Source organism: Pseudomonas sp. H3_A02 (assembly GCF_054671965.1).
On sequence record NZ_CP162807.1, the window covers coordinates 596,032 to 618,368 of the forward strand.

At 59.6% G+C, this 22,337-nt stretch carries 20 protein-coding genes; 5 read left to right on the forward strand and 15 right to left on the reverse strand.

What is annotated here, in order from left to right; genetic code table 11:
* Nucleotides 1–54: 54 nt before the first annotated feature.
* Both waaA and AB4N80_RS02505 read right to left on the reverse strand, forming a co-directional pair.
* Nucleotides 55–1,329: a lipid IV(A) 3-deoxy-D-manno-octulosonic acid transferase gene (waaA, locus tag AB4N80_RS02500; RefSeq protein ID WP_354338231.1), complete on the reverse strand. Its 1,275-nt coding sequence runs from the start codon at nt 1,327–1,329 to the stop codon at nt 55–57.
* A gap of 22 nt (nt 1,330–1,351) precedes the next feature.
* On the reverse strand, nt 1,352–2,242 hold the full coding sequence (locus AB4N80_RS02505; protein WP_060739451.1) for a LysR family transcriptional regulator: 891 nt from the start codon (nt 2,240–2,242) through the stop codon (nt 1,352–1,354).
* A 103-nt stretch (nt 2,243–2,345) separates the two neighbouring features.
* On the opposite strand from AB4N80_RS02505, the gene AB4N80_RS02510 reads away from it, so the two are divergent.
* The 4 genes from AB4N80_RS02510 to AB4N80_RS02525 all read left to right on the forward strand — a co-directional run bounded on the left by AB4N80_RS02510 (nt 2,346) and on the right by AB4N80_RS02525 (nt 5,869).
* Nucleotides 2,346–2,678 carry a DMT family transporter gene (locus tag AB4N80_RS02510; protein WP_003197153.1) on the forward strand — a complete coding sequence of 111 codons (333 nt, stop codon included), beginning with the start codon at nt 2,346–2,348 and terminating at the stop codon, nt 2,676–2,678.
* A gap of 206 nt (nt 2,679–2,884) precedes the next feature.
* Entirely contained in the window at nt 2,885–4,060 is a 1,176-nt protein-coding gene (locus tag AB4N80_RS02515) for an NAD(P)/FAD-dependent oxidoreductase (protein WP_354338227.1), read from the forward strand.
* Complete coding sequence (locus AB4N80_RS02520) at nt 4,057–4,869, forward strand: aldo/keto reductase (protein WP_122564976.1); 813 nt, start codon at nt 4,057–4,059, stop codon at nt 4,867–4,869. Before AB4N80_RS02515 ends, AB4N80_RS02520 begins: the two co-directional genes overlap by 4 nt.
* A 34-nt stretch (nt 4,870–4,903) precedes the next feature.
* Complete coding sequence (locus AB4N80_RS02525) at nt 4,904–5,869, forward strand: metal ABC transporter ATPase (RefSeq protein ID WP_122564977.1); 966 nt, start codon at nt 4,904–4,906, stop codon at nt 5,867–5,869.
* Nucleotides 5,870–5,871: 2 nt separating this feature from the next.
* On the opposite strand, the gene AB4N80_RS02530 is transcribed toward AB4N80_RS02525, so the two are convergent.
* The 10 genes from AB4N80_RS02530 to AB4N80_RS02575 all read right to left on the reverse strand — a co-directional run bounded on the left by AB4N80_RS02530 (nt 5,872) and on the right by AB4N80_RS02575 (nt 17,362).
* A complete protein-coding gene (locus tag AB4N80_RS02530) occupies nt 5,872–6,678 on the reverse strand; it encodes a hypothetical protein (protein ID WP_122564978.1) in 807 nt (268 codons plus the stop codon).
* 72 nt (nt 6,679–6,750) lie between these two features.
* Nucleotides 6,751–7,455, reverse strand: a complete 705-nt coding sequence (locus AB4N80_RS02535; protein ID WP_122564979.1) for a hypothetical protein — start codon at nt 7,453–7,455, stop codon at nt 6,751–6,753.
* A 5-nt stretch (nt 7,456–7,460) separates the two neighbouring features.
* On the reverse strand, nt 7,461–8,435 hold the full coding sequence (locus tag AB4N80_RS02540; protein WP_122564980.1) for a glycosyltransferase: 975 nt from the start codon (nt 8,433–8,435) through the stop codon (nt 7,461–7,463).
* Between the two features lie 107 nt (nt 8,436–8,542).
* A complete protein-coding gene (hldE, locus tag AB4N80_RS02545) occupies nt 8,543–9,964 on the reverse strand; it encodes a bifunctional D-glycero-beta-D-manno-heptose-7-phosphate kinase/D-glycero-beta-D-manno-heptose 1-phosphate adenylyltransferase HldE (protein ID WP_122564981.1) in 1,422 nt (473 codons plus the stop codon).
* 99 nt (nt 9,965–10,063) lie between these two features.
* A complete protein-coding gene (cysC, locus tag AB4N80_RS02550) occupies nt 10,064–10,615 on the reverse strand; it encodes an adenylyl-sulfate kinase (RefSeq protein WP_240998410.1) in 552 nt (183 codons plus the stop codon).
* Nucleotides 10,616–10,805: 190 nt separating this feature from the next.
* Nucleotides 10,806–12,224 (reverse strand): PIG-L deacetylase family protein, encoded by a 1,419-nt coding sequence (locus AB4N80_RS02555; RefSeq protein ID WP_460080551.1) that lies wholly within the window; start codon nt 12,222–12,224, stop codon nt 10,806–10,808.
* Nucleotides 12,225–12,240: 16 nt separating this feature from the next.
* Nucleotides 12,241–13,137, reverse strand: a complete 897-nt coding sequence (locus AB4N80_RS02560; protein WP_122565003.1) for a GNAT family N-acetyltransferase — start codon at nt 13,135–13,137, stop codon at nt 12,241–12,243.
* Nucleotides 13,137–14,927: a lipid A export permease/ATP-binding protein MsbA gene (gene msbA, locus AB4N80_RS02565; protein WP_122564984.1), complete on the reverse strand. Its 1,791-nt coding sequence runs from the start codon at nt 14,925–14,927 to the stop codon at nt 13,137–13,139. Before msbA ends, AB4N80_RS02560 begins: the two co-directional genes overlap by 1 nt.
* Nucleotides 14,928–15,059: 132 nt before the next feature.
* Nucleotides 15,060–16,244 carry an O-antigen ligase family protein gene (locus AB4N80_RS02570; RefSeq protein WP_122564985.1) on the reverse strand — a complete coding sequence of 395 codons (1,185 nt, stop codon included), beginning with the start codon at nt 16,242–16,244 and terminating at the stop codon, nt 15,060–15,062.
* Nucleotides 16,241–17,362, reverse strand: coding sequence for a capsular polysaccharide export protein, LipB/KpsS family (locus tag AB4N80_RS02575; RefSeq protein ID WP_122564986.1), 1,122 nt, complete (start codon nt 17,360–17,362; stop codon nt 16,241–16,243). The genes AB4N80_RS02570 and AB4N80_RS02575 overlap by 4 nt, the downstream gene beginning before the upstream one ends.
* A gap of 274 nt (nt 17,363–17,636) precedes the next feature.
* Between AB4N80_RS02575 and AB4N80_RS02580 the strand changes: the two genes are divergently transcribed.
* On the forward strand, nt 17,637–18,269 hold the full coding sequence (locus AB4N80_RS02580) for a BUD32 family EKC/KEOPS complex subunit (protein ID WP_122564987.1): 633 nt from the start codon (nt 17,637–17,639) through the stop codon (nt 18,267–18,269).
* Nucleotides 18,270–18,274: 5 nt separating this feature from the next.
* Here the strand turns inward: AB4N80_RS02580 and AB4N80_RS02585 are convergent, their stop codons facing one another.
* From AB4N80_RS02585 to AB4N80_RS02595, 3 genes are read right to left on the reverse strand one after another with little or no spacing between them, the layout of a single operon-like run.
* Nucleotides 18,275–19,534: a capsule biosynthesis protein gene (locus tag AB4N80_RS02585; protein ID WP_460080556.1), complete on the reverse strand. Its 1,260-nt coding sequence runs from the start codon at nt 19,532–19,534 to the stop codon at nt 18,275–18,277.
* A gap of 23 nt (nt 19,535–19,557) precedes the next feature.
* Nucleotides 19,558–20,460: a glycosyltransferase family 2 protein gene (locus AB4N80_RS02590; protein ID WP_122564989.1), complete on the reverse strand. Its 903-nt coding sequence runs from the start codon at nt 20,458–20,460 to the stop codon at nt 19,558–19,560.
* On the reverse strand, nt 20,453–22,201 hold the full coding sequence (locus AB4N80_RS02595) for a carbamoyltransferase family protein (protein WP_122564990.1): 1,749 nt from the start codon (nt 22,199–22,201) through the stop codon (nt 20,453–20,455). The genes AB4N80_RS02590 and AB4N80_RS02595 overlap by 8 nt, the downstream gene beginning before the upstream one ends.
* Nucleotides 22,202–22,337: the final 136 nt, after the last annotated feature.

The following is a 22,337-nucleotide window of genomic DNA, read 5'->3' on the forward strand; positions in this document are numbered from 1 at the left end:
GAGCCGGGGCGTTTGCATCGCGAGCAAGCTTTGCTCCCACAGATATTCAGTCGCTCAATCAATCAACCGCCCCAACCCCTCCAGCAACCGCTGCAACGCGCCCTGATTGCGGCGCATCACCGCAAGCCCCGCCTCGGCCATGCGCTGGGCATCCCGAGGCAGTTCGAACAGGCGCTGGATCGCCAGGGCCAGGCTTTGGGCATCGTCCACTTCCGCCAGCGCCCCGGCAGCGCGCAGTTGCGCGGCGATTTCGAGGAAGTTGAACAGGTGCGGCCCACTCAGCACCGGTTTCGCCAGGGCCGCCGGTTCGAGCAGGTTGTGCCCACCGTTGGGCACCAGGCTGCCACCGACAAACGCGCTGTCGGCCAATGCGTAGAGAAACAACAGTTCACCCATGGTGTCGCCGAGCAACACCGAAGCCTGGGCGGTAACCGGTTGGCCGCTGGAGCGCCGCACCGTGACCAGACCTTCGTTGACACACAACTGGTGCACGGAGTCGAAGCGCTCGGGATGACGCGGCACCAGGATCAGCAACGCTTCGGGATAACTGTCGAGCAGCCGACGGTGGGCGGCCAGCACCACTTCGTCTTCACCTTCATGGGTACTGGCGGCGATCCATACCGGACGCTCGGAGGCCTGCCACTGGCGACGCAAGGCGCTGGCGTCCTCGAGCAGTTGCGGGTCGATGGTCAGGTCGAACTTGATGGAGCCGGTGACCTCGACGGTTTCCGCCCGGGCGCCCAACTGGCGGAAACGCTCGGCTTCGGCTTCGGTCTGCACGGCGAACAGGCTCATCTCGGCGAGCATGGGCCGGGTCAGTTTGGGAAAACGTGCATAACCCCGCGCCGAACGCTCCGACAGCCGAGCGTTGGCCAAGGCCACGGGAATGCCGCGCCTGGCGCACTGGTGAATGTGGTTGGGCCACAGCTCGGTTTCCATGATCACCGCCAGGGACGGGCGCACCCGATCGAGAAAACGCTTGGCGGCGCAAGGCAAGTCGTAAGGCAGATAGCAATGCTGGATGCGCGGCTCGCTGGCGAACAACGCCCGGATCCGCTCCGAACCGGTGGGCGTCATGCAGGTGACGGTGATCGGCAGCTGTGGATAACGTTGCAGCAAGGCGCGGATCATCGGCGCGGCGGCAATGCTCTCGCCCACCGACACCGCGTGCACCCAGATGCCCCCCGGCACCATGACCGGCAGCCCCCGAGAGAACCGCTCGCCAATGCGCCGGGCATACGCTGGCGCCTTGCGGGCCCGCAGCCACAGCCGAATCGCTACCAGTGGCAGCCCCAGATAAAACAACGCGCTATAGAGAGTTCTGTTCATGGCGGCGGAGTTTATCGGGTTTTCAGCCGATCGCCTGCAACTGCACGGCAAAACGTTCCGCCAGCCAACGGGCCGCCGGCCCCAGGGGTTCGTCGCGGCGCCAGACCAGTTCCACCACCAGGGCCGGCGGCGTCCATTCGCTGCTGAGTTCGACCATGTCACCCAGGTACGCCGGGTATTGCACCACGTGCCGTGGCAGCCAGGCCCAGCCCAGGCCACTCCTCAGCCATTCGGCCAGCACATAGAAACTGTCGGCCCGCCAGACCTGCGGGCTGGCCTGCTCGCTGCCGGGATAGACGCTGGATTGGGTCGCCATCAACAACTGGCGGTGCCGGGCCATTTCCCGGCAGGTCACATAACCATGGTTCGCCAGGGGATGGTCCCGGCCGCACACCGTGACCATTTCGACGCTGCCCAGTACCCGGCGTTCCAGCGCCTCGGGGATCTGGTCGTGATAGAACAGCAAGCCGAGGTCGGCGCGCCGCTCCACCAGTTTGCGCGCCACATCGCCCTGGGCGGCGCTGGCCAGTTGCACTTCGAGGGTGGGAAATTGCTCGGCCAGGGCCGCCAGGCTGTCGATGACCGGTTGATAGGGCATGGCTTCGTCCTGGGCCAGGCGCAGCGACGCTTCCTGGCCGCGCATCAAGGCCAGGGCTCGACCATTGAGGCGCTCGCACTGGCGCAGCACTTCCCTGGCCTCTTCGAGCAGGGCTTCACCCGCGTCGGTGAGCCTCGGCTGACGGCCGCTGCTGCGCTCGAACAGGCTCACCCCCAAGTCGTCTTCCAGCAAGGCGATCGCACTGCTGATGGCCGACTGCGCCTTGCGCTGGTCCCGGGCCACGGCGGAAAACGAACGTTTCTCGGCGACCCCGACAAACAGCCGCAATTGTTCCAGGTTCCACTGTACGTTCATGGCTCAACCTATCTCTATTACAGATAGGTAATGACTTTACCGCATCTGGGCGATCTCTAGAATGGCCCCATCGAAAGACGCAACCGTCAAAGAGGAACTGCCCATGAACGCCTACTACTACCTGGCCATCGCCATCTGCGCCGAAGTGATCGCCACCGTTTCGATGAAAGCGATCAAGGGCCTGAGCACACCCCTGCCCTTGCTGCTGGTCATCGTCGGCTACGGCACCGCGTTCTGGATGCTGACGCTGGTGGTGCGCACCGTACCGGTGGGCGTGGCCTATGCGGTCTGGGCCGGACTGGGGATCGTCATGGTCAGCGTCGCGGCGCTGTTCATCTACGGGCAGAAACTGGACGTGCCGGCGATGCTGGGGATGGCGCTGATTGTGTTGGGGGTGGTGGTGATCCAGCTGTTTTCCAAGACGGCCGGGCACTGAAGACACGGCTTAATAGGGCTGAAAATACATGTGTGGCAAGGAGGAATCTGTGGGAGCAAGGCTTGCCCGCGATGAAAACGACGCGGTCTCTCTGGAACCGAGGCGCCTGTATCGCGAGCAAGCTTTGCTCCCACAGGTTGAGCGGCGAAAACTCCACTCATCGAGTCTGTATACTGCGCCCTCGTCTTGAACACTGAGGTCGCTGCATGCCATCCGTTATTTCCACCGACATCCTGATTGTCGGCGCCGGAGTCGCCGGCCTCTGGCTGAACGCGCGCCTGCGCCGCCAGGGGTTTTCAACCGTGCTGGTGGAAAGCGCCAGCCTCGGCGGCGGGCAGAGTGTCAAATCCCAGGGCATCATCCATGGCGGCGCCAAGTACGCCTTGCATGGCGCCCTGACCGGGGCCTCGGAAGCCATCGCCGACATGCCGCGCCGCTGGCGCGAAGCCCTGAAGGGTGAAGGTGAGCTGGACCTGTCCGGCGTGCGCATGCTGTCCGATGCCCATTACCTCTGGTCCCCCGGCACTTTGGCCGGCAACCTCACCAGTTTCTTCGCCAGCAAGGCCGTGCGCGGGCGGGTCGACCAGGTCAAGGGCGACCAATTGCCGCCGGCCCTGCAAGACAAGCGCTTCAAGGGCAAGGTCTATCGCCTGGCCGAACTGGTGGTGGACGTGCCCAGCCTGATCGCACGCCTGGCGGAACTGGCTGGCGACAGCCTGCTGGCCGGGCAGCGCATCGAGCCACTGCGCGAAGCCGGTGAGCTGGTCGGACTGAAGGTCGACGACCGCGAGATCCGTGCCCAGCGCATCATCCTCAGCGCGGGCGCTGGCACCGCTGATCTGCTCAACGCCCTGGGCCTGGACAAACCGGCCATGCAGACCCGGCCGTTGCACATGGTCCTGGCCAAGGGCCCGAGCCTCAAGCCGCTTTACGCCCATTGCCTGGGCGGCGGACCGAAGCCACGCGTCACCGTGACCACCCATCCCTCCGCCGATGGCCAATGGGTCTGGTACCTGGGGGGCGACCTCGCCGAAGGCGATGCCATCGCCCGCGAGCCCGCCGAGCAGATCGCCGTCGCCCAGAAAGAACTTGGCCAACTGCTGCCGTGGATCGACCTGAGCAGCGCGCAATGGGCCACGCTGCGGGTTGACCGCGCCGAACCGTTGCAGTCGGGCCTGACCCGCCCGGACAACGCCTTCCTCGCCGAGCAGGATCGCCTGCTGGTGGGCTGGCCGACCAAGCTGGCCTTGGCGCCGGACTTCGCCGATCGGGTGGTCAACGCGCTGCAACGCGACGGCATCCAGCCCAGTCATCCGGCCCCGCTGCCGGATCTGCCGAAGCCGCCCATGGGCGTGCCTGCCTGGGAGCAACTGCTGCCATGAGCCAAGCGACCCTGCATGACCTCTATCGCCCCCTGGGCCATAACGGCCCGCGGGTTTCCCCCCTGGGCCTGGGCACCGTCAAGCTGGGCCGCGACCAGGGCGTCAAATACCCCAACGGTTTTCAGATTCCCGATGACGACGAAGCGCGCATGTTGCTCAAGCTGGCGCGGGACCTGGGTATCAATTTGATCGACACCGCGCCGGCCTATGGCCGCAGCGAAGAACGCCTCGGCCCGCTGCTGCGCGGCCAACGCCAGGACTGGGTGATTGTCAGCAAGGTCGGCGAAGAGTTCAGCGACGGCCAGTCACGCCACGACTTCAGCGCCGCCCATACCCGATTCTCGGTGGAGCGCAGCCTCAAGCGCCTGGAAACCGACTACATCGACCTGGTGCTGGTGCATTCCGACGGCAACGACCTGGCAATCCTCAACGACAGCGAGGTCTACCCGACCCTGGCGGCGCTCAAGCACGAGGGCAAGATCGGCGGCTTCGGTTTTTCCGGCAAGACCGTCGACGGCGGCTTGAAGGCCTTGGAGCAAGGCGATTGCGCGATGGTCACCTACAATCTGAACGAACGAAACGAAAAGGCGGTCATTGACTACGCCAGCGAGCACGGCAAAGCGATCCTGGTGAAAAAAGCCCTGGCCAGCGGCCACGCCTGCCTGAGCCCCGGGGTAGACCCGGTTCGTGCCAGTTTCGAACTGTTGTTTGAGCATCCCGGGGTCGCCAGTGCTATTGTCGGCACCATCAATCCGCTGCACCTCGCCCATAACGTCGCGACCGTAGCCAAGGTCCTGCGTAAACACTGACGCCGCCCTACGCGGCCTTAAGGAAGGAGCCGACATGCCGCGTACGCTCATCAGAAAGAACCCGAGTAACTTCAAGACCCTGCCCCTGCTCGTCGAAGCGACCCCTGAAGGCCTGACTTACCAGAGCGTCGGGATGCCGCTGAATTTCGCCCAGACCTTGCAGCGCCGCCGCCCTGTTGCGGTGGCCGATACCGAGCGTTTTTCCCTGGAGCTGGCCAACCTGGGCGTCTCGGTGCGCCTGACCCTGCATTGGCAGAACCGCGATTATTGGGTACTGGTGCGCCAGCGCCGGCAGGATCGCGGCGATGTGGTGCTCAAGCTGATTTCCGGCTACGTCCCGGCCCACGAACTGAACCTGCCGCTGCTCACCGCCATCAGCGAAATTGCCGAGGAATGCCTGCTGGAAACCCCTGAAGGCTGGCTCGGCGGACGCTTCAACGACACCTGGCTACCAGCCCCCTACGCCACCGCCCTGCATTACCGCGAAGCCTTGCCGTTTCGCCTGACGCCGCTGTCGGGCTCAGCCCGCCCGGTGCGCAGCGCCAACCTGCAACTGATCGAGCGACCACGGGCCTACGTGCACCTGCCGACGGCATCGCTGCAATTGATCTATGACTTGCGCCTGGATGTGCCCAAGGAAGCCAAGTCCCTGAGCCTGTTTCACGTCGATGAGCGCCTGGAGGGCGACCAGTTGGTAGCGCGCCTGGACCGCAAGCGACCGGACCTGTACCTGATGCCGCTTGAAGACGGCAAGCCGATCGGAGAGCTCTATACGCTTAAACGTGATCAGTTGATCGCAGCCAGTACCCGAGGCCTGCACCTGGCTGAAAGCTTCGCCAGCCAAGAGGGCTGGGTAGTTCGCGACGAACGCATCCGCTGGAAGGATTGGCTCGTGAAACAAGGCTTGGAAGTGCACAAGCCTCGTCGCCAGGGCCTGACCAACTTGCACAAAAAAGCCATGGGCCTGATGCGCATGGTTCGCGGGACACTACACAAATAGCGTCAGCTGGAACGTCGTTTATCCAGATAAGTTCGCCACCGTGCAAACAGATGGAAATAACGATTTTCACGCTTGCCCATGCCACGCTTGGGCGAGAACGACTCTTCGGCGAAGGTGCCATCGATTCGTACCCGCGACGCCGTGGTCGGCAAGGTGCAAACCTTCACCTTTGCTTGTTGCAACGCGTATTTGAGCAGCCGCTCGGAATGCAGCTTCCGCCCTGTCGCCTCGCAAAAATCGAAAATACGTTCGATACGCTTGCCATAGGCTGGGTAGGCATCCCGTCCGCAAATAGCGAAACGGTCGTTCAAGCCCCCCCACCATTGCCAGTCCGGAATGTAGGCATTCAATCTGCGTGCATCAGGGTGAGCGAACACATACGCCGGAAGCGCGGTGTGGTAGAAATTGTCAGGACGCACAAACACGACGAAATCCGGATCGAACGGTTCTATCATGGCCGTCACAGCATTCAGGGAATTGAGCTGGTAGATCAGGTTTCTGAGCGAAGCGTGCTCATCTCCCCAGGTATCGCCCAGGGACTTGACCCGCTCGAAGTCCCAACGTTCCAGGACGCCCTCGGTGGAGTCGAGGCGACCGGTCATGGTGGTGAATGGTGCATAATTGTCCGCTTTCAGTTCACCTTGCTCCCCCGAGCGCGGGTTGCGGATTTCATCGATTTTGTACAGATGATAAAAACACTGCACCTCGCTCCCGGCAGGAATGTGTGCCAGGACGTTTTCTCGAATAGAGGGGAAACAGATCTCCGAGTTTCTCGGGATACCAAAAAAAGCCAGCGCAACTTTCAACACGCATCCTGCCCTTGTCGTAAAAAAGAATTGCCCGGCGGCATCGCATCAGGCGGCTCAACGTGCCAATGCGACTCAAGGGCGACGAAACCACCTTTGCCACCAACGGCAGCGTTGCAACGGCACAACAGTTACATCGGCCCCGAGCAACCACTGACGTTCATACTCCCAAGCGTGCCCGCTCCAGAACTTTCCCGCCTCGTTGGAAAAACCCAAGGTCACTATTTGGTAGTGATAACCTGCATGGCCGCGCAACCAATCGAACAGTACCAGCGCATTGAAGCCCGTCGAAGGACCGACATAGCGCTTGCCACCCTCCCGGTTGACCGGGTAGTTCCACAAAGGGGGTAATGGCATGCGCTCCCAATACAAGGTCACGCCCGGCAGTGGCGACATATTCCCGGTGCACCCCACCAACATTGTGAAGCAGCGTGCGTCGGGCAAGCCGAACAATCGCTGCACCTCGGCGTTGTAGGGCAGGCCGAAGAAATAGGCGTCGGGGGCATTGAAACCATGGACGAACACATTGACGCTGTGGGGACTGAGCAGTGCCGACTTCACGCAGGTGTTGAAAGTCACGACCACGTCGTCACTGCCGATGTCGAGTGCCTGGAAGTCGCTTGCAGTGATGGCTGGATTATTGGCCACCAGCACCACCCGCGAGGCCCTTTCCAAGCAGTCCTTCAACGCCTGGGGCAAGGCCCCCATCAGCGATTGATGCCCCCCAGGCAATTTGTCGAGCGCCATTTCGTCACTGATTTGAGGAACACGATCGGCCATGTCGCTTACCCCGGCACCTTCATGCCATAGCGCAGCTTGACCCATCCGCGAGTGAGCGCCGACGGGGCTTGCCAGGGACGCATTTCACGCTGGATTTCCTCGGCCAGAGCCCGCCCGACACGCGCAAACGAATAGCGGCTCTCGGCGAAGGCTTGGCCATTGCGGGCGATCCGCGCAGCCAGTTCCGGATCACGCTGCAAAAGCTCCAGCTTCTGCACGGCCTCGTCCTCGGAGCGATAGAAAACGGTGTTTTCCATGTCCTCAAAACCCAGCAATTGATCTTCCTCGCCCTGGCTCCAGGCCAATAACACGCAACCGCAGGCCATGGCCTCGAAGTTCTTGATCATGAACTCCCCCATGCCCAGGTCGGCGCTGACAAAAATCTTGATGCGATTGAGTGTTTCCAGATACTCGCGCCCCGACTGAGTGCGCGTCACAAGCATGCCGGTGCGTTGTACCAGGGATTCAAGCAGCGCTTTGCGTTGAGCATATTCAGTGCTCTTGAGACTGCCGAGAAAACCAATGGGGATATCGCGGACGCTGTCGGTGTTGCGCAGCATCCGCTCGTCATAACCTTTGGAAACGAACACCGCATCGATGTCTTCGGCTTGCATCCGGCGAGCCACGACAGCCCCTGACACCAAGGCGCGACAACTGGGCAAGCGGCGATACAAACGTGAGTAGACCCCCTTGTATTTACTTTCGCCCATGTAGTTCTGATAAGCGTCGTGCTCAAGGAAGATCAGCCCTGGAATGCACTTCAATACGCTCAGTTGTGGGGCCAGGCGTTTGACCCGTGAAAAAATTACCACTCGATCGAAATCTTCGTAATTGACCGAGGCCAGGAACCGGCCAAGCTTCTTTTGCTGCTGCTTACTCAAGCGATAGATGGTGCAGTCGTCGCAGTTCTCCCGCACGACTTCATACAGTCGATCAAGGATCACACGCTGTTCATCCATAACCAGGAGCATGACTTTCATAAGTTAATTAACCACGAAACGAAACAAGCAGGGCCGATGAGCGAGTTCAACCCGCGAAGGCAGGCATTTGCCATGTAAGACCTTCCCTGGACTATAAAATGATCCCTTCAACGGCTGCGAATCTTCTCGACAATCGCCGTTGTCGAACTGTTTTCCACCAGCCCCAATACCTTCACGGTGCCACCGTAGGCCGTGACGATGTCCGCGCCCACGACTTGGTCAATCCCATAGTCACCGCCCTTGACCAGTACATCCGGCTTGACCTGGCGCAGCAGGTTTTCCGGCGTGCCCTCGCTGAAACTGATCACCCAGTCCACCGCGCCCAGGCCAGCCAGGACCGCCATGCGTCGGTCGACGCTGTTGATCGGACGCCCAGGCCCTTTGAGACGGCTTACGGAGGCATCGTCATTGACCGCGACGATCAGGCGATCCCCTTGGGCCCTGGCCTGCTCGAGGTAGGTCACGTGGCCGGCGTGCAGGATGTCGAAGCAGCCGTTGGTGAAGACGATTCTTTCGTTGTGGGCGCGGGCGTCGTCCACAGCCAGCAGCAGTTGCTCCAGGCCCAGCACGCCCCGCTCGGAGCCTTCCTCGCGCTGGATGGCGCGACGCAGTTCGGGGGCGCTGATGGCCGCCGTGCCGAGCTTGCCGACGACAATGCCTGCCGCCAGGTTCGCCAGGGCCACCGCATGGGGCAATTCCTCACCGGCAGCGATCGCCGCAGCCAGGGTGGAGATCACCGTGTCGCCGGCCCCCGTCACGTCAAACACTTCGCGGGCACGGGCCGGCAGGTGCAACGCCGGGTGATCGGGGCGCAGCAAGGTCATGCCGTGTTCGCCACGGGTCACCAGCAAGGCGCCGAGGTCGAGGTCTTGCATCAACTGCGCGCCTTTGCTCACCAGTTCGTGCTCATCGACGCAACCGCCGACGATGGTTTCGAACTCGCTGAGGTTCGGCGTGATCAGGCTGGCGCCACGGTAGATGGAAAAATCCTTGCCCTTGGGGTCGGCCAGGACCGGAATGCCACGGGCACGGGCGGCCTGGATCAGCGCCTGGTGGTTTTTCAACGCGCCTTTGCCGTAGTCCGACAATACCAGGACCTTGACGCCTTCGAGCAGGTTGTCGACCTCGGCACCGAGCGCCAACGGGTCGGTGGCGAACGGTTCTTCGAAATCGATGCGCAGCAGTTGCTGGTGGCGGCTCATGACCCGCAGCTTGACGATAGTCGGCTGGTGCGCCACGCGCTGGAATATCGCGCGTACGCCCGCGCCCTTGAGGCTGTTGGTCAGGCTGTCGGCCGCCTCGTCGTCGCCGGTCACGCCCACCAGGGACGCCGGTGCGCCGAGGGCAGCAATGTTCAAGGCAACGTTGGCGGCACCACCGGGGCGATCCTCGATGTGCTCGACCTTGACCACCGGTACCGGCGCCTCAGGGGAAATCCGTGAGGTACCGCCATGCCAATAGCGGTCGAGCATGACATCGCCGACCACCAATACAGGGGCTTGATCGAATCGCGGCATGGACAACTTCATGGAGCATCCCACATACAAAATGAACAGGGCGGGGATATTAGCACAGGGCGAACGAAGGCTCCCCCATGGCTATAACGGAAGCATCCAGGCTATTTTTGTTCAGCTGTGCAACATTGCCCATAGCCGGTCGCAGGCCAGGCTCGGCTCCAGCTCGTCGGTGTTGATTTCGCAGTCGGGAGCCAGCGGGGCTTCGTATGGACTGTCGAGCCCCGTGAAATGCTTGAGCCGCCCCGCTCGCGCTTCCCGATAAAGCCCTTTAGGGTCCCGCTGGGCGCAAATGTCGAAAGGCGTGCTCACATAGACTTCGAGAAAAGCACCCGGGGAGAACAAACTCCGTACGGCCTCACGATCCACTCGAAATGGGGAAATGGCCGCGACGATGACAATCAGGCCAGCCTCGGTCATCAACCGCGCCACCTCGCCCATTCGGCGGATGTTCTCCTTGCGCGCCTCAGGGCTCATGCCCAAGTCACTGCACAACCCCTGGCGCAGGTTGTCCCCGTCCAGAAGGCAGGTGTGGAAACCTTGCTCGTGCAGGCGAACCTCCAACGCATTGGCCAATGTTGATTTACCCGCGCCAGACAGTCCGGTCAACCAGATGCAGCGCGGCCGCTGGGATTTGATCGCCGCCCGCTCCTGCGCAGACACCATCGACACATGGGAACGAATTGCCGAGCGTTGAATCGAGTCCTTCGTCGTACCGTCCATAACCGAGCCTCTCCAGATATCAAAATCGCGCCTGGGTTACCGGCCTGCGCACGACATGGTCGCGTATCCCCGACATTGCCCAGAACAAAGCATAGGCTGAACATCACACTTCGACGGCTCGCTAACGAACACCTCAGCGCTCATCCGGCAAGGAGCCCTCCAACGAACGCACCCAGAAAAGCTCATGCCGACGCACGGCCTTGCGGAAAAATTCATCCTCCCCGGTACTGGGCCAGCGACGCCCGGCCAATACGTGCTGAATCATGCGACGCACCCGTCTTTTGAAGGGTGGACGGCCCTGTAGATCGTGTTGCATGCCCAACGCCATTGCCTTGTCCATGCGGGTTGGCGCATCCAGTGATGGACTCCATAGCCCATCGGCCGGCAACGGTTCGATGGCTGGGGGCAATGCGATGCCATAACCTGCCGGCCCCATTGGCCAACGGTCGTTGTCATGCAGGTGGTTGGCATACAGCAAGAGGGTACGCGGACGCCAGGTACTGAGCCCAATCGCCTCCATCAGGGCGCGAGTACTCGCGACATGATCGCTGTGAGGATCCAGTTCGGGATGAGGTGTGAGCACCGTCTCGGGACGTTGCTGTTCAAGCAGTCGCACCAGGTCAGCCACCAGGTTGCGCCAATTGGGTTGGCCGTCGACGTCACCCGGCAGGCTCTGAGGGTTGAATCGACGCACATCGCGAATATCGCTATCGCCCGACTCCAGGGAACCGAAGCTACGCTCAGGTTCTTGTGCCATTGCCTGCAGTTGCAGGCAGTAGTAGCCCAGTTGCACACATTGCTGCTGCGTCACCCCGCCCCACAACGGAACGGCCAGGCTATCCCAGCTGCGCAGGCGGCCTTTGAGGCGAGCGGCTTGAGCGTCGTCCAGACCCATTTTGCGATAGTGCCCGGCTTCAATTTCACCTCGGGTCAACGTGACAATAGATACGTCACCGGCCCGGCTATAGAGGCCAAAAGCGGCAAGCTCGGCATCATCGGCATGAGGGGCGACGATGAGTAAACGCTGCTGGCCGAAGTCCGGGTTACTCAGGACATGAAGGGTCGCCTGTGATGCCAGGCTGCAAAAACGGCCGTGCAATCTCAGGTCCCCGTTCGTCAGCCCCGACTCCTGCCCGGACAGGTTGAGAAAACGCTCGCCCGCAACGCCGCGCTCCAGGTCCTGTCGGTCGTTGCCGATCCATACCTGGGGATCGAAAAAACGCCCCAGCCAATGGCTTTTGACCCGCACCTGCAAAATCAGGGTTTGCCCAGCCTTGAACTCGCCGGTCACCTCCAAGAGGCCGTTGTTCAGAGTGGCGGGGAGCTGCAACGTGCCCGCCGGAAACTCGTAGCGATAATCGTCGCTGGGGGCATAGAACAGATGATCGCAAAACCAGGCTTCGTGGGCGATCCAGCCCAGCAGCAGGAACAGCGGCAACGACCACCACGACACGAAAAAGCCCAGCGCCGCCGCCACCAGCAACGTGCCAACCAGTATCAGACGTTTGCGTTGACGATGGCGCTTGAGCAACTGCTGCTTGCGTCCGCTCATTGCTGCTTGCCCTCACTCAAACCTGATAGACCGGAACCCGGTGACACCAGCGATCCTTATATTCACGGTCAGCACGACCGAACGAGTAACGCAGTGGCTTGCTTGCGGCTCGAGCTTGCTCCCAAGCGGCTTGGGTATTGACGAAACTGAGCACGCTGCCAGGGCTGAACTCACGACTCTGAGGGTCGACGCCGCCGTTGATGTATTCCAGGCTGATCCACTTGGGTGCCTCGACCCGGTACAGAATCTGGATAGCTACCGGTTTATCGTTCAGGTAGACCAAGGATCCGGTCATGAACTCGCGCATCAGGCTGAACACATCGGCCAGATGCTTTTTACCTGGCGCTTCGAAATTCCAGCGCTGCTGAAACAGATCTGCATAGATAGCCGCCTGTTCACTTGCGCTCAGTTCCAGCATCGGTCGGATACTACCGCCCGCCTCCTCCAGCAAGCGTTGCTCTCGACGCTGGTTGTAACGAAACTTCTTGCTGTAATCATCGGGATCACGAGCCAGCGCCAGACCTTCAGGCTGCTCAGCGAGCCCCCTCATATTCTGTGCATTGAGTGCCGATACATAGCGCATCCGATGCCGTACGCGAATCTGGGCGTCTTCGGCAACCGGCAGGATAATCTCGGCGTTGCCAAGATCAAGCATGCCGCGTTTACCTTCACGCTTGAGCACGTCTTTGGACAAGGCCACATGACGCCCCCAGGTTGGCATCGCAGCGCACAATCGACCTGCGACGACCCAGCCCAGATAGCGCACCGGAATACCTACCAACCCGGCCAGACGCTCGACCACGTCGGGGTGAGTCGCCACACTGCCGCCAAACTGTTGCCAGGCCTGGGCGTAAGCCACTGCGTCAATGGGGGTCCAACCGTTTTCTCGCCAGGCCCGCCAGTAACTCAAGATCAAACGAAGGACTCCTTCATCGCCTCGTCGGTGCCGTCGACGAAATCCTTTTCATGCAGACGTGCGTAAAAACCGTTCAGTGCCAGCAACTCTGCATGGGTGCCTCGCTCGACGATGCGCCCTTTGTCCATCAACAGAATCAGGTCGGCCTTCTCGATAGTCGACAGACGGTGCGCAATCACCAGCGTGGTGCGCCCCTTTATCACCTGATCCAACGCCGCCTGAATATGACGCTCGGACTCGGTATCCAAGGCTGAGGTGGCCTCATCCAGGATCAGTAACGGCGCATTCTTGAGCAGCGCCCGAGCTATCGCCAGGCGTTGACGCTGACCACCGGAAAGCAGGACACCGTTTTCGCCCACCAACGTCTCATACCCCTGGGGCATCTGTTCGATAAACTCGGCGGCGTAGGCATCTTCTGCCGCCTTGCGCACATCTTCGAACGGCGCGTTGGCAAGATCACCATAAGCGATGTTGTTGGTGACACTGTCGTTAAACAGCGTGACCTGTTGGGTCACCAGGGCAATGTGGCGACGTAAGTTGGTGAGTTTGTATTGCTCGACATCCACACCATCGAGCAGGATCTGGCCCTTGTCATGGTGATAGAAACGCGGGATCAGATTAGCCAAGGTCGACTTGCCACTGCCCGAACGCCCCACCAGAGCAATCATCTGTCCCTCTTCGGCGGTAAAGGAAACATCGTCGAGCACAACTTTTTCCGTACCTGGGTATTGGAAACTCAGGTTGCGCACCTCCAGACGCCCGCTCACACGGGCCATTTCCTTGGTTCCCGTATCCACTTCCGGCTCTTCGTCAAGCTGCTCGAAGATACTGTCTGCCGCCGCCAACCCTTTCTGGATCGTGGCGCTGACTTCCGACAACTGACGGATGGGCTTGGGCAACAAACCGGCAGCGGTGATGTAGGCAACCAGCTCGCCAGCCGAGGCATCACCGCGAAGATAAAGCACCAGGTACATCAAGACAGCCATGCCGATGTAGATCACCAGCTGCAACAATGGTGTATAGATCGACTGTGTGCGAGTCATGCCCAGGCTGCGATTCATGTTATCGGCACTGGCCTGATGGAACCGCTCGATTTCGTAGCTTTCACCCCCGAAGCTGCGAACCACACGGTAGCCCTGGATCGTCTCCGAAGCCACATGGGTCACATCGCCCATCGCCACTTGGATTTTCTTGCTCTGCTTGCGGAATTTCTTGCTCGCACTACTTACCAGAACCGCGATGACCGGCAGGATCGCCAACAAGACCAGCGTCATTTTCCAGTTGCTGTACAGCAGGTAACCGAACAGGAAAACCACGGTCAGGCCCTCACGGATTACCACTTTGATTGCATCCGTAGCGGCACCGGTGACCATCGTCACGTTATAGGTAATACGTGAAATCAGATGGCCGGAGTTATGGTTGTCAAAGTAACGGTTAGGCAAGGTCAGCAGATTATCGAACAAGGCGCAGCGCAGATCGTGGACAACGCCACGAGCGACCTTGGCCAGGTAGTAGTTGCCCAGGAACGAGCCTATACCTTGATAGACGGCAATGAGTACGATGAGCAGCGGCACGCCGAGCACCAGCGAAACGCCCATGAACTGGGTGTCATTGGGCTTCTGCAAAGCGTCGAGAAAATGCTTGAGCATGTCTGCCAGCATCGGCTGGCTGGATGCGAACAGCACGAAACCGATGATACTGATGGCGAAAGCGCCCCAATATGGGAGCACGTATTTCAGCAACCGCAGGTAAATCGTCATGCTCGATTGCTGGTCGGAATTGGCCATTCGGTGCGCCTCGGATGTTTGAAAAAAGAGACAGGATGCGGATTGTAGCAGCGAACGAATTACCACATCGGCCCAGTCAGGATATACGACCGGATAGCGCAGAAATGGTAATTCGCTTCAGGGTTGTAGACATCAAGAAGCAGGGAGACTCTCGACGGGGGCTTTGACTTCAGCATTCCCACGAGCGGCCAATGTAATGCTCAAGGCAATTGGCAACCAGGTAATCAGCCAATCGGCGTTCGGTTTCAACCAGAGACCTATACCGTCGGTTAACAACGAGGCCCCGGAAAAAACCCAAAGAGCCAGCAACACTTGACCGAGTGGCTGCGCACGCGAAATCCAACCGCGCCAGCCAACCGCCAACCACAGCCATCCGAACAACAGCAAGCCAGGAACCCCAAGGCGTACACCGGTATCCAGAAACAGGTTATGGGGGTGCTTGAATGTCTGTCCGATTTCAGGGATAGGGATCAGGTACTCTTTGAATCCCAACCCCATCGCCCAGTGGTCCTGTATCAGCTGGATACCACTGCGCCATAATTCTGGACGGAAGGAAACACCGCGCTGCAAGAGAATTTTCGGTTCGATCATAGCAACGCACGCCACTGCGAAGAGCGTCAGCAGAATCAGCCCGCTCCCCAAGCGTGACGGTCGCGCCACACCCATTACAAGCAGGGTGGCTGCCAAGCCGATCCACACACCGCGGGTTTGGCTGAGGCCCAGGAAAAGAACATATCCAAGCGCTGGAATCAGTAACAGCACCCTCACAGGAGGAGTGAAGCGCCGGGTCTGCAGCATAAAAGCGCCAATAATCGCCAAGGCACCTACCGCATGCGCGGCCATGATCGAAGTGTCCCACAAGCCGATGGCAATCAACCGGCCGCGGACAGGCAGGTCGGACGGTTGATAAAAGTAAACCAGGGAAGCCATCGCAAAAAAACCGCCAATAATCGATGCATACAACAACATCGATTCGAACCGCCACTTGCGGTTCTGCGCAGCCAGCAACACGCCTGATAAGGTCAGGCTCACATAGAGCACCACTTTGCTCTTGGCGAAGTCATTATTGCCCCCCTCCATCACAACAACCAGCAATGTCCAGGCAACGAACAAGGCGAAAAGGACACATTCCGGCTGCTTGAGTAATCGACGAAAATCCCGATGGAGCAGCACCAACATGGCCGGCAGCCACAGCAGAAAAATCAACAACTGGTGGTAAAGCTTATTACTCGGCAGTACCCACGCTCCGCACAACAAAACAAGAAAACCGATGGATGCCCATACCGCCAAGACATCCTTGCCGATAAATCTCTTCATTCTCGGTCAACCCTTAGCTGGCTCAGCATTCGATCGGCAACTCTTTGCAACTGAGCTTTATCGGCATTCTTCCAGCCCCCCTTGATGCAGTAGTGCTCAGATAGGTAGTGCAGGAAATTACGTCTTAATTGCTCGTTGAGCGGCCATTGCGCAAATGTACGCGCCAGCGCCAGCATCTGCTCGGCACTGTCGGCATGCATCACCAGCCCCTCGATATTGAAAAATGCCTGGCCCAAGGTGAGTACGCGCTTGCCCAAGAGAATACTCTCCAGGCCCACCGTCGAATTGAGGGTGACCACAAACTGACTGGCTTCGATCAATTGCTGGGTGGAATTACCATTGGCGAACATCAGCCGCTCATGCACGCGCTCATGCAATTCGGGATAGGCCTCGCGACTGGACGGATGTTCCTTGAAGACCACAGTCAATCCTGTTTCTTCAGCCAGACGCTCGCCCAAGGCAAACATCTCGCGCATGTTCCGGACCCAGGGAGAGTAAAGCCGAACCTGGCTATCACGATCATCCTGAAACGGAATGAAAACAAAACGCTCCGGCAGCTCGATGGGAACCGGGCCGCTGGTGCGGGGCTGACGAGGGATCAGCGCCGGCGCGACCTGGTTTTCAGGCACGGGATAAGGATAGTTGAGGTAGAAATCAGCCTCGCGAGGAACGGAGTTCAGGTAATTCACACCCTGCGGATCCACCGTCGTGGTATCGGGTAAAAGGCCATTCTCGAAAAAGAATGTTTTGCAGCTCGACGGCGCCAACGCCATCAGCAATCGACAATAGCGATGGGAGCCATTCCAGAACCCCAATGCATCAGGACGCTCAAGGTCCAGCAAGGCTTGGACACGCAGAGCCATCCAGAAGAGTTCCAGGCGTAGCAATAGGCGATACAGGCGACCATTGTATTTATTCTTGACTCGTCGTTCCTCGCACTTCTCTTCAATCAAACTCGACCAGTCGATGCACGAAAGAACCTTGGAAACCCGCCATGACCTCGGCCATGGCATCTGTGCTGGGGTTACAACTTTACCTTTGAGCTCGGTATCATTGAGCAACCGATTAAAATAAAGGCCTTGATGGGCGGCAAGGGAAATGAAGAGCGTTGTCGTCATGAAGGGTCCAAATAGGCAGCACTTGCACATCTAGATGCCGCATAACCAGGCGTGACGGCCCTTGGGCATCACACCCAGTCATTCGGCTGCCCGCGCATCGGAGGATGGGGAGCATAACGTAGTCAGCGTGCTGTGACAGAGTCCAGGCAATTGGGCGACAGCGGTAAATGCCCTTGAAATTTGACGCGACTATACCACAGCGGTTTTTTGCAGCAGGCACACTGCGGTAACATAGCCAGCAGCCCATCTCGTCGGGCCAAGCCTTGGAGCTCTGATGCAAACGCTCGACCACACTTCTTACCTGAGTCTGCGCGAAGGTGCCGACGTTCTCGAAGCCGACGGTAAGGGAGATAAAGTTCTGCGCCTGGCTGACGGCTCGATTCTCAAACTGTTTCGTCGCAAACGCCTGCTGACCTCTGCACTCTGGGCGCCTTACGCCAAGCGCTTCGCCGACAATTGCCGGACGCTGCACGAACGCGGCATAGAATGCCCGAACATTCGCCGGGTTTATCGCATCCCCAGCATCGAACGCGATGCCGTCCACTATGACCCACTGCCTGGCCATACCCTGCGTCAGTTACTGAACTCTGGTGACAATGAAGACCTTAAGGCGCGATTCGGGGAGTTCATTGCGCGACTGCATCAGAACGGCATCTACTTTCGCTCCGCGCATCTGGGCAACGTCGTATTGACGCCTCAAGACACACTGGGGCTGATAGACATTGCCGACCTGCGCACTTACCGCAAGCCGCTACGCAAAGGGCTGCGACTGCGCAATTTCAAGCATATGTTGCGCTATCGGCAGGAGCGCGAATGGCTGCTCGAGGACAATCAGTTCCTGGAGCACTACCTGAGCCACCAACGCCTCTGCAACGAACTGGAATTAAGGCTGGCACTCAACGCTTAAGCCTATCAACCGGCGGCGGGAAGCCTGAACGTCTCGAAGTGACGTTCAGGCGCGATGTCGTGCAGCAAGTCATCAATTAATTGAACGGTTTTTGCCAAACCCTGAGCACCGTACACCAGGTGATAGTCGGCGAAATGCCGGGCGCTGGCCACATGTCCCGAATAATCGCGCTCAAGTGCCTGCAGCTGACGGGAAAACTCATGCTCATCACAAACTTGAGGCCCGAAAAAAAGCGAATGCGAGAAGATGTCCACATCGCTACCCGCATTCACATGAATCACCGGTCGCCCCGCCAACCCCGCTTCAATACCGGCATTGGACATAATATTGATCACAACGCTGGCCTGCGCCAGTGCCTGCGCCAGCGAGCACGTCGTATCAAGCAGCTCTACGTTGGCTAACCGCTCAGCGGCCTCGCTCCAAAATTGCGCCTTGCTGCGCGGATGACGCTTGAACAAGACGCGATAGTGCGGATGTCGCTCGGCCCAATCGCATAACAGTTGATAGGTGCGTTGGTAGCCAGACTCTTTCTCCCGGTCAGGACCAACCCCCAAAACCAATAATGTCCTCAGCACCGGATCAGCGACGGGTAAATTATAGGTTTCATCGGCGAGGTAAGAACCAACCAGCACAACCGTCGACTCACCAAACCGCAACGTTCGCTCTTGCAAAGCAACAAGCGAACTGCGCCCAAAGACGCCGTAATAATCAAAGTCATTCATGGCCAGTCGCCGAGAAGACTCCAGCGTCGCAGCGTGGGCCAGTTGCAGCAGTCGAGCCCCCCGCGCAGCCAATGCCAACCGCAGAAAGGGGGCATGGAGACTGCCGTTGCGTTCGTTAATCAGCACCTTGGGCTGGTAGGTCATCACTAACCACTGGGCATGGGCCGCGTATACCAGATAACGCAGCGGCACACGCTGCGGGGGTGCCACAAGCATACGCTGGGCACAGGCGTCAGAGGGTGAGCGTAACGCTGCTTCCCTCAGATGGTGTCCGCGCTTGCGCAGGGCCTCGATCAAAATATTCTTACGCTGCAACGCCATGGACTTGGGTGCCGAATGCAGCAACAGCACCTCACAGGGCGTTGCAACCACAGAATCACTCAAGCGCGCCTTGGCACGTACCCCGACCGCAACATCGACCAGCACATCACGAACCAGGCGCAGCAGGCTGCCACAGCGACCATGACGCTCGCGTAGCAGTTTCCAACGATAACGGTCCAACTCACGTGCTTTTTGCGCCCAGCATCCCGTGTCCTGGGTCACATTTTGCCCAGGCGGTAGCGTACTCATTTGAACAATAACCGAATGGCCTTGCGGGTATATGGCCAGCGCGTAAGCGAGCGAATATCGGCGCGCACGGCCTGAGCATAAAAGTCCTTGGCTTTGACGTAGTCTCCCGCGTTGTAACAATCACGAAACAACGACAGGCAGCGTTGAGCCAGGAAGGCCTGGCGCAAGTCCTGCAGCCCTGGCAAGCGTGCTGGGGAGAACACCTCGTCAACCATTCCCACACCCGCTGCCATACTTTGCTTGAGGTCGTGTCGCATGCTGTCTGCATGCTTGTAGATCAACGCCAACGGCTGGTTGAGCACGCTGCAAGGGAAATTCGCCAACACTTGGGCAAACACCGGGATATCTTCGACATTACGCAGGTGCTCGGGATAATTGCCCGGTCCAAACACCTCGCGATGCATCACGCAAGCGCCGTTGGAGAGCATCACCGTTTTGTCCAGCAAATAACCCCGTACGCGCTCGCGCGGCGTAGCAGGCAAGGGTTTTACGGAGTGCCGAACGCGACGTCCATCAGGGAAGACCGACCAGTGACCACCAATAATCAAACGACTCTCGGAGTGCTTGGATATATGTTGGGCCACTGCCGCCAAGGCGCCGGGGGCCATCTCATCATCGGCATCAAGGAAGATCAGGTACTGCCCGCGACTCTCTTCAATCCCACGATTGCGTACCGAAGACAAACCGCCATTGGGTTGGCGCAGAACGCGGAAGCACCCGGCGTGTTCGACCAATAGCTGCTCCAGCACCTGTGGCGTGGCGTCCTCTGAACCATCATCGATCACTAGCAGTTCAGCCTGGGCGTCACCCAGCTGCGCCACCACCGAATTCACCGCACGTGGCAAAGTCCGGGCATAGTTAAAAGCAGGAATAACAACGCCGATCAACATTTCAGTCATAAGGCGACACGCCGTCTTTGACCACCAGAATGTCTTCCATGATCAGATACTGCAGGTCGGAACCGAAGAACATGTTCAGCGCGTCGGTCGGCGAGCAGATCATCGGTTCGCCACGACGGTTGAGCGAGGTGTTCAGCGACACGCCGTTACCGGTCAGCACTTCCAGGGCCTTCATCATGTCGTAGTAGCGCGGGTTGTATTCGCGCTTGAGCACCTGGGCCCGGGAGGTGCCGTCTTCATGGACGACTTCCGGCACGCGGGTTTTCCATTCTTCAGCCACTTCGAAGGTGAAGGTCATGAACGGTGCCGGGTGATCGACCTTGATCATCTGCGGCGCAACGGTGTCGAGCATCGACGGGCAGAAAGGCCTCCAGCGCTCGCGGAACTTGATCTGCTCGTTGATCCGATCGGCCACGCCGCTGGCGCTTGGGCAGCCGATGATCGAGCGGCCGCCCAAGGCACGCGGGCCAAACTCCATGCGCCCCTGGAACCAGGCCACCGGGTTGCCGTCGACCATGATCTTGGCAATGCGCTCGGGGGTGTTGTCGATCTTGCGCCACGCAGGCTTGCTCGGATGACGGGCGCACGCAGCGATCACGTCTTCGTTGCTGTAGGCCGGGCCGAGGTAGACGTGTTCCATCTTCTCCACCGGCACGCCACGGGCGTGGGACACATACGCCGCCGCACCCACCGCCGTACCGGCGTCGCCTGAGGCCGGTTGCACGAACAGCTCCTTGACGTCGTCACGGGCGATGATTTTCTGGTTCAGCTTGACGTTCAACGCGCAGCCACCGGCGAAGGCCAGCTTGCCGGTTTCCTTGAGCACGTCGCCCAGATAGTGGTCGATCATTTGCAGCGCGAGCTTCTCGAACAGCGCCTGCATGCTCGCCGCATAGTGGATGTACGGCTCGTCGGCGATGTCGCCTTCACGTTTGGGGCCGAGCCATTCGATCAGCTTCGGCGAGAAGTAGAAGCCCTTGCCCTTCTCTTTATAGCGGCGCAGGCCGATTACGTTGGCGTAGTCGGTGTTGATCACCAGCTCGCCGTTTTCGAACGAAGCCAGACGGGAGAAATCGTACTTGGTGGCATCGCCGTAAGGCGCCATGCCCATGACCTTGAATTCGCCGTCGAGCATTTCAAAACCGAGAAACTCGGTGATCGCACCGTACAGGCCGCCCAGGGAGTCCGGGTCGAAGAATTCCTTGATCTTGTGGATCTTGCCGTTTTCACCGTAGCCGAAGAAGGTCGTGGCGTATTCGCCCTTGCCGTCGATGCCCAGGATCGCGGTTTTTTCCTGGAAGCCCGAGCAGTGATAGGCGCTGGAGGCGTGGGCCAAGTGATGCTCGACCGGTTCGATCTTGATTTTTTTCGGGTCGAAGCCCAATTGCTCCAGGCACCAGACGATCTTGCGGCGATAACGCTTGTAGCGACGATTGCCCATCAGGATCGCGTCGAGGGCGCGATCCGGGGCGTACCAGTAACGTTTGGCGTAGTGCCAGCGTGCTTCGCCGAACAGGCTGATCGGGGCGAAGGGAATCGCCACCACATCGACATCGGAAGGCTTGATGCCGGCCTGCTCCAGGCAGAACTTCGCCGACTCGTAGGGCATGCGGTTCTTTGCATGTTTATCGCGTACGAAGCGCTCTTCCTCAGCTGCCGCGATCAGCTTGCCGTCAATGTACAGCGCGGCGGAAGGATCATGGCTAAGGGCGCCGGACAGGCCAAGAATCGTCAATGCCACAGGGTCTAGCCTCTTCTATCTGCATACGGGCGCCAAGCGCCGCGAAAAATGGAGGTGCCGCGCGCCAAGGGTGCGGGGCAGCTAAAGGGCGGGATTATAGCTTAAAAGCGATCTTAAGCCTCTAGCGGTGAGTGGG

Coding starts and splice junctions, on each gene's coding strand:
- waaA (WP_354338231.1), bottom strand. CDS start 1,329: ATGAACAGAACTCTCTATAGCGCGTTGTTTTATCTGGGGCTGCCACTG.
- AB4N80_RS02505 (WP_060739451.1), bottom strand. CDS start 2,242: ATGAACGTACAGTGGAACCTGGAACAATTGCGGCTGTTTGTCGGGGTC.
- AB4N80_RS02510 (WP_003197153.1), top strand. CDS start 2,346: ATGAACGCCTACTACTACCTGGCCATCGCCATCTGCGCCGAAGTGATC.
- AB4N80_RS02515 (WP_354338227.1), top strand. CDS start 2,885: ATGCCATCCGTTATTTCCACCGACATCCTGATTGTCGGCGCCGGAGTC.
- AB4N80_RS02520 (WP_122564976.1), top strand. CDS start 4,057: ATGAGCCAAGCGACCCTGCATGACCTCTATCGCCCCCTGGGCCATAAC.
- AB4N80_RS02525 (WP_122564977.1), top strand. CDS start 4,904: ATGCCGCGTACGCTCATCAGAAAGAACCCGAGTAACTTCAAGACCCTG.
- AB4N80_RS02535 (WP_122564979.1), bottom strand. CDS start 7,455: ATGGCCGATCGTGTTCCTCAAATCAGTGACGAAATGGCGCTCGACAAA.
- AB4N80_RS02540 (WP_122564980.1), bottom strand. CDS start 8,435: ATGAAAGTCATGCTCCTGGTTATGGATGAACAGCGTGTGATCCTTGAT.
- hldE (WP_122564981.1), bottom strand. CDS start 9,964: ATGAAGTTGTCCATGCCGCGATTCGATCAAGCCCCTGTATTGGTGGTC.
- cysC (WP_240998410.1), bottom strand. CDS start 10,615: ATGGTGTCTGCGCAGGAGCGGGCGGCGATCAAATCCCAGCGGCCGCGC.
- AB4N80_RS02555 (WP_460080551.1), bottom strand. CDS start 12,224: ATGAGCGGACGCAAGCAGCAGTTGCTCAAGCGCCATCGTCAACGCAAA.
- msbA (WP_122564984.1), bottom strand. CDS start 14,927: ATGGCCAATTCCGACCAGCAATCGAGCATGACGATTTACCTGCGGTTG.
- AB4N80_RS02570 (WP_122564985.1), bottom strand. CDS start 16,244: ATGAAGAGATTTATCGGCAAGGATGTCTTGGCGGTATGGGCATCCATC.
- AB4N80_RS02575 (WP_122564986.1), bottom strand. CDS start 17,362: ATGACGACAACGCTCTTCATTTCCCTTGCCGCCCATCAAGGCCTTTAT.
- AB4N80_RS02580 (WP_122564987.1), top strand. CDS start 17,637: ATGCAAACGCTCGACCACACTTCTTACCTGAGTCTGCGCGAAGGTGCC.
- AB4N80_RS02590 (WP_122564989.1), bottom strand. CDS start 20,460: ATGACTGAAATGTTGATCGGCGTTGTTATTCCTGCTTTTAACTATGCC.